We start from the raw sequence: 5,424 nt of genomic DNA on the forward strand, positions 1-5,424 counted from the left end.
ATAAGGGCTAGAACGAACCACCATATTAACGGTTGCGTAATGGAGCTATTATTCGCGCGCTCTTTAGAATTGCCGGAGGAGCGTTCTTCCATGCTCGCCTGTAGATTACCTGCGGCTTGAACCTAAGACAGTTGGAACGAAGCGTCCATGCCGGTATCGTTGGTTGTCCGCCTCTGATGACCGCTTCGGGTCACAAGCCGTCCTCCATCGGCTGCGCGCGGCAGGTCAGCTTCGGGCCACGAGCGGAAGTGCTTGCGGGCCGGGAAAGAGGCTGCCCTCATTGGGTCCGGCTTGATCCACGTCAAGGAAGCGGGCCGCGCGCCGAGCATCCTCTGCATAGCTGGGAGGACACAGGGGATGCGCTGCGAAATTGGAGTGTTGCTTCTTGCGTTGGTGACCGGCCCAGCCTTGGCGCAGAAGGCCAAGGAACCCACGCTGATGGAGCAAATACGACCGGGGGTGACCTACGACGATTGCGTCGATAGGTGCAACAAGTGCGACCAATCCAGCGGCCGGGTACAGAATTGCGTTAGCTGGTACTGCGCTGGCCGCCCTAAGCGTAAGCCGGGGGCAGCACCGTTGCCCATCGTATGCCCTGGCTACGGCGATTCAAACTAGGGCACCGAGGTCGGAAACAGGCCAGTATCCAAACCCGGGTACTGTCCTAAGTAGGACCCCCATTTCAGTAGATTAGGACACGCCCGATTCACGAATGTTGACGACGCTTGTCCCAAGACGGCGCAATCTGTTCCCGGCGGATGAGGAGCACGTCATGGACAGAGTTGAATATGGTTTCGCGGTGACAACAGTTACCGGGTTTTTGGTCATGATCGCCGGGCTGTCTTGGCTAATGTTGTGAGCGAAGGCTGGCGGCGACAGGCACCAATTCGAAATTGCTGGTGCTTGCAATATGAAAGAGGCCGTCCACTCAGGCGGCCTTTCAACACAGCGAGTACAAAATCCCGCCGACCAGCACCGCCAACCAAAGCAGCGATAGGGGTAGTACAAGGTGTCACGGTCCATGGCGTTCAATGGCCGTCGTCCCAAATGTGCTCGCCGCACTCGCAAGTGAATAGGCGGATCGTGCGTCCGGTCTGGGTATCTAGGACGCGCTGCATTCGTTTGGGGAGGTTGTAGCAGGCCGGGCAACGGGGCGCCTGTGCTTGCTGTTGCTGCTTGGGCATCTCACCCTCGTCCGCCATTGGACCGTTCCCCTCCATTCCGAGGGGTTAAGTACAAAAATGTACATACGTTCCTCAAGGGGGATTTGGCCACTCCCAAAAACAAACTAGGCCACTGACGATGGAAACAGGCCAGTAGAGAACAATCAGGCAACTTAGAACTGATCGTGGGTCAACGTCCGCTTCGGGTCAATCACGTCGTTCCGACCCCATGCAAGCGGCTTCCGGTCTGCCCCGAGGAACGCACATAACACGGCACCGCCTTAGCCGACGCTATGGGCCAGAAGCGAACCTCAAATCTAGCCGGCTGTTCCAGTCATTCCTGATCTTCCTTTGCTTCAACCCGCCAGCCGATGCGAGCCAAATGCTCGTGCACGGAACGCATGCGAGATTCATCGTGAGGGCCACCCCACGGGTCCCAATCACTGGAGCATTCGCCCAACCCTCGTAGGTCCGCTATGAGGCGCGCTGCGCTACCCCCGCCGGCGCGCCAACCGCACAGTTCGCCTTTGTAAAATTGATCCTGTTTCAAAACCTCATAGGTCGCATCAGCGAAGCCGTCATCCTGAAGCGCTTCGAGGAATCCTGCGTCGTGAGCCAGATCAGCCTCAAGATTTGGGGCCGAAGTTCTGGGAGGCGGCGTGTAGATAGGTTGCTCTCCGTCACTGAATGTTACGTCGTCTCCCCTGATTTGAACGGTTCCGTGGATCCAGTTTCGAGCGTTCATGGCCAAGCGGCGCCATCGGCCATAGCCGTTCTTCTGCACAACACCGCGAGTTCGATCGGGATAAAGTGTGAAGTCGATCCTGATTGGCTCGCCCAAGCCCCAACGCACCACCGCATTACCGTGGCGCGTGCTCCAATGTCTTTGCCCGTCCCATCGCTTCCCACTCGAAGCTGGTGATAGAGGGTTAGACACCCAGCGCCCAGGAGCCTCCGCGTCTTGCTCGATATAGGGGAAATTCCTATCGAGAGAGGCTTGATGCTCTTCGTCGGAAAGCTTGTTCGTCATGGACAAATTTCTATCACAAACACCCAATGGATGTACCTGCAACGTCCGCATTGGGTCACAAGCGGTCCGCGACCCGCTGCGCGCCGCAGGTCAGCTAAGGGCCAGAAGCGGAACTGCGCTACGGTGCCTGGGGTTGAAAACGAGAATGTAGGCATGAGACTGCTTGTTCTGATTGCGACAACCTTGTTCGTCATCCGGCCTACTCCCGCCTGTGTATTATATGGGCCCGGCCCGATGTCCCCAGACTTACCGACCAGATGGGAGAGCAAACCGCTGGTCGCTAGAGTCCAGCCAATTGAACTTGTGCGGCCAAATTGGGCGCACGATGATAGCTGGCGTGAGACGGGGCGCATTCGTGTTCGCGTCATTGAAGCCCTAAAAGGTTTCAATGAGGGGCAGGTCTTCACAGTCCAAACAGGCTGGGACGGAGAGCGATGCGGCTGGCACTTTCCAAATGACAAAGCGAAGTTTGAGGAGTTCGCTAAGAACAACTATTATGTAGGGGGCGAATTCCGAACGATTGGCGGCTTTGCCGGTCAGGATTTTCGAATGATTGGCGGCGAAGAAGTATTTATGAGTTTTTGGTCTTGGCAGGACTACAAGTAATCTCTGTGACGACGGGGGACTCAATGCCCGTTTGGTCCTCGCGTCGCTCGCCTTGATCGATCTTCGTTCGCTTCGGGTTGTGCTGCAAGGTCGGCTTTGGGTCACATGCGGCCCTGGAATGGTTGCTGGCGATAAGTCGGCTGTGGGCCGAAGCTGACTTTGGCGCAACACCGTCTAGTTTGTAGGACCTCAGATGAGGTGGAAGGTAATTGCGATTAAGAAGAACACGACCAGTCCGATGCCAACCATCTTGAAGATGTAGGCATCCTCGACATCTCGCCCAAGCCATTCGAAATCTGGCCCCCACAGGACGGTTGCGACAAACCCTAGAACGAACGTAGTGATCACCAGCATCGCGTAAATGGTGCCCATTAATGAGCTTTCATTGGCCTGCGCGATTTTGCGGGATCATATCAACGACGGTCCGTCGCGGCGATGACACCAAATACGCCGATAAACAACCCGGCAAAAATCGAAACGAGTAATACCAAACAGTCCGCTGTGACGGCAGTAAATTCCGAACCTAGAACGCGACCTAATAGAAGCATCAGCAGCAGAAAAAATCCCAAGCAGAGCACCGGCAAAAGCGCACGCCGCCGCGCCGCGAGCCGCTGAGTAGCGCTGGCCACCCGAAAGTCCTGCAACAAGTTCCAGGACCGACGAGACGATACGTGGGCACTCAGGGCTCCTACGATCAAGCAAGCAGTGAGGAAGTACATCAGGCATTGGTAGAAGGAGCGGGTGAATTTCGCGCTTACGTGTTTGGTTTAGCTTTGGTTGCGGCGATTGCTTAAAAGCTTCAGATCCGATGAACCGGGCACGAAGTGAGCGCTAGTTTGAGTCTGCTTCGGGTCAAAAGCGGCGGTCGGCCCCGAGTGGGACGACTTCCGGTCTACCTTTCGCTCCGGACATGTCGCTGCGGTGTGCCAGCCATCGCGATGGGCCACGAGCGATCACCGGCGAAAGGGAACGGCCGCCTCGACTCTGCGGCGGCCGCCGTCCATTCTTGGCTGTCAGTCAGGCGGGTGCGCCTCACATCTTGACCATCTCGGTGCGATATTTCGGCAGCAGGGCCGCGATCAGTTTTCCCTTCTCGGCCAGCTCTTCCGGGGTCGGCTTCGGCGGTGGCGATGTGCGGCCTTCGACGGGGAAACCGACCGCCAGAAAGAATTCATCCTGTCCTGCCGGCGTACACATGCAAAGCATGCGAGCCGTCTTGCCGGACAGGTTCTTGAACGCGTGCGGGGCGTTCGCTGGAACGTTGACGGTCGATCCCGCGCGTACGGTGTGCGACTTGCCGCGAAAAGTGAACTCGAGTTCGCCTTCGAGCAGCGAGAACATTTCCTCGAAGTCGTGGCGATGCGGCGGGGGGCCACCGCCGGCGGGCACCAGCATATCGACCAGGCAATAGCGTCCCGCGGTCTGCGCGCCCGACACCAGGATCGTGTAAGTGCCGCCCGCCACCGAGATATGCGGCACGCCGGCACCGTCGGGATCGGCTACCGTCAGGACGCGACCAGGATCGTCGGCGGGGATCGAGGAAGCAGACGGAGCATTCGCAGGAGAGGTGTCGGTCATCTCGACTTCCGTGTCCATGATTTTGAGGAGAGGCACCTTACCATCACAAGCGGTGTCTTTTTCGAGGCCGGATGTCCGTTTCGGGTCACTTGCCAACGTCGCAGGGAAAAGCACTTCTGGCCTGCGTTACTCTCAAGCAGAGATCCCAGGATTCTAGGTAACCGTTCTAGGCCCTCCGCATCAGCTTGAGCGATGCCGCCAGCCGCAAACTACGCTTGCCCGCCAGCGCGACGCCTTCGAGCTCGCCGCTGTCCGACGTGCAGGTCCCGGAGAAGCCGATCCCGACCTCATAGCCGCCGAACACGGGGTTCTCGCCTTTCGCCGGTGTGTGCTCCTGGTTGAGCATCTCGCCCTTCCAGCGGCCGTCGGCCGAGGAATAGGAGCCGAGATAGTAGAAGAACGCATCGCCGCCGAGGATGCGGCCGTCGATCAGCAGCATCACGCCGGAGAGTCCTGCATCGACGCCGTCGAGCGCGCGCAGGCTGATTCCGTAGAGGCCGTTGGTGATACCGCCGGCTCCGATCGTGCCGCGTGGCGGCAGCGCCCCGTCGTCGAGCCGCGTGAGATTGGCCCAGAAGTTGCCGCCCGGCATGGTGTCCGCGCTGCCCTCGAGACGGATCTGGTTGCCGATCAGCCGGCCGCGTGCGCCGATCGAGGCGACATCGGCGCCCATCAGCGGCTTGTAGTTGGGATCCTCGTTATGACGTTCGGTGATCACCTCGGCGACGATCTCGCCGTCGTCGCGCTGCTGATACGTTCCAAGATGGGCGAACGCGGAATTGCCGCCGAGCATCTTGCCGTCATGCAGGCACATGATGCTACACCCGGAGGCATCGTGGATGCCGTATTCAACCTTGTAGAGTCCGTCCAGCAACGCAATGAACCCGCAAAAATCAAAGGGAGTCGCGGGCTACCTAGCATCCTCGCCGCGCCGAGACCATCCGGCTTTTCCGCGCAGGGGCCACCCGCCGAGGCACTCGCTGCATGATGCCATCATGCTCCTGTTTTGCCCGACGAGGCTGGGCAAGAATGTTGGATTTCGGGAGT

At 58.7% G+C, this 5,424-nt stretch carries 6 protein-coding genes; 1 reads left to right on the forward strand and 5 read right to left on the reverse strand.

The features are described from left to right. Positions 1 to 1,497: 1,497 nt before the first annotated feature. Positions 1,498 to 2,193 (reverse strand): hypothetical protein, encoded by a 696-nt coding sequence (locus IVB29_RS12235; RefSeq protein ID WP_247503625.1) that lies wholly within the window; start codon positions 2,191 to 2,193, stop codon positions 1,498 to 1,500. 153 nt (positions 2,194 to 2,346) lie between these two features. Here IVB29_RS12235 and IVB29_RS12240 point away from each other — a divergent pair, with 153 nt between their 5' ends. Beyond that, the gene (locus IVB29_RS12240) at positions 2,347 to 2,799 is read left to right on the forward strand and encodes a hypothetical protein (RefSeq protein ID WP_247503626.1); all 453 of its coding nucleotides are present in this window, start codon (positions 2,347 to 2,349) and stop codon (positions 2,797 to 2,799) included. 189 nt (positions 2,800 to 2,988) lie between these two features. Here IVB29_RS12240 and IVB29_RS12245 read toward each other — a convergent pair whose 3' ends face one another. The 4 genes from IVB29_RS12245 to IVB29_RS12260 all read right to left on the reverse strand — a co-directional run bounded on the left by IVB29_RS12245 (position 2,989) and on the right by IVB29_RS12260 (position 5,251). Continuing rightward, positions 2,989 to 3,171: a hypothetical protein gene (locus tag IVB29_RS12245; RefSeq protein WP_247503627.1), complete on the reverse strand. Its 183-nt coding sequence runs from the start codon at positions 3,169 to 3,171 to the stop codon at positions 2,989 to 2,991. 41 nt (positions 3,172 to 3,212) lie between these two features. After that, positions 3,213 to 3,428, reverse strand: a complete 216-nt coding sequence (locus IVB29_RS12250; protein WP_247503628.1) for a hypothetical protein — start codon at positions 3,426 to 3,428, stop codon at positions 3,213 to 3,215. A gap of 403 nt (positions 3,429 to 3,831) precedes the next feature. After that, positions 3,832 to 4,377, reverse strand: a complete 546-nt coding sequence (locus IVB29_RS12255) for a cupin domain-containing protein (RefSeq protein WP_247503629.1) — start codon at positions 4,375 to 4,377, stop codon at positions 3,832 to 3,834. 166 nt (positions 4,378 to 4,543) lie between these two features. After that, positions 4,544 to 5,251 carry a hypothetical protein gene (locus IVB29_RS12260; protein WP_247503630.1) on the reverse strand — a complete coding sequence of 236 codons (708 nt, stop codon included), beginning with the start codon at positions 5,249 to 5,251 and terminating at the stop codon, positions 4,544 to 4,546. Positions 5,252 to 5,424 lie beyond the last annotated feature (173 nt).

The organism is Bradyrhizobium sp. 1, from assembly GCF_023073315.1.
Taxonomy (GTDB): domain Bacteria; phylum Pseudomonadota; class Alphaproteobacteria; order Rhizobiales; family Xanthobacteraceae; genus Bradyrhizobium.

Coding starts and splice junctions, on each gene's coding strand:
- IVB29_RS12235 (WP_247503625.1), bottom strand. CDS start 2,193: ATGACGAACAAGCTTTCCGACGAAGAGCATCAAGCCTCTCTCGATAGG.
- IVB29_RS12240 (WP_247503626.1), top strand. CDS start 2,347: ATGAGACTGCTTGTTCTGATTGCGACAACCTTGTTCGTCATCCGGCCT.
- IVB29_RS12255 (WP_247503629.1), bottom strand. CDS start 4,377: ATGACCGACACCTCTCCTGCGAATGCTCCGTCTGCTTCCTCGATCCCC.
- IVB29_RS12245 (WP_247503627.1), bottom strand. CDS start 3,171: ATGGGCACCATTTACGCGATGCTGGTGATCACTACGTTCGTTCTAGGG.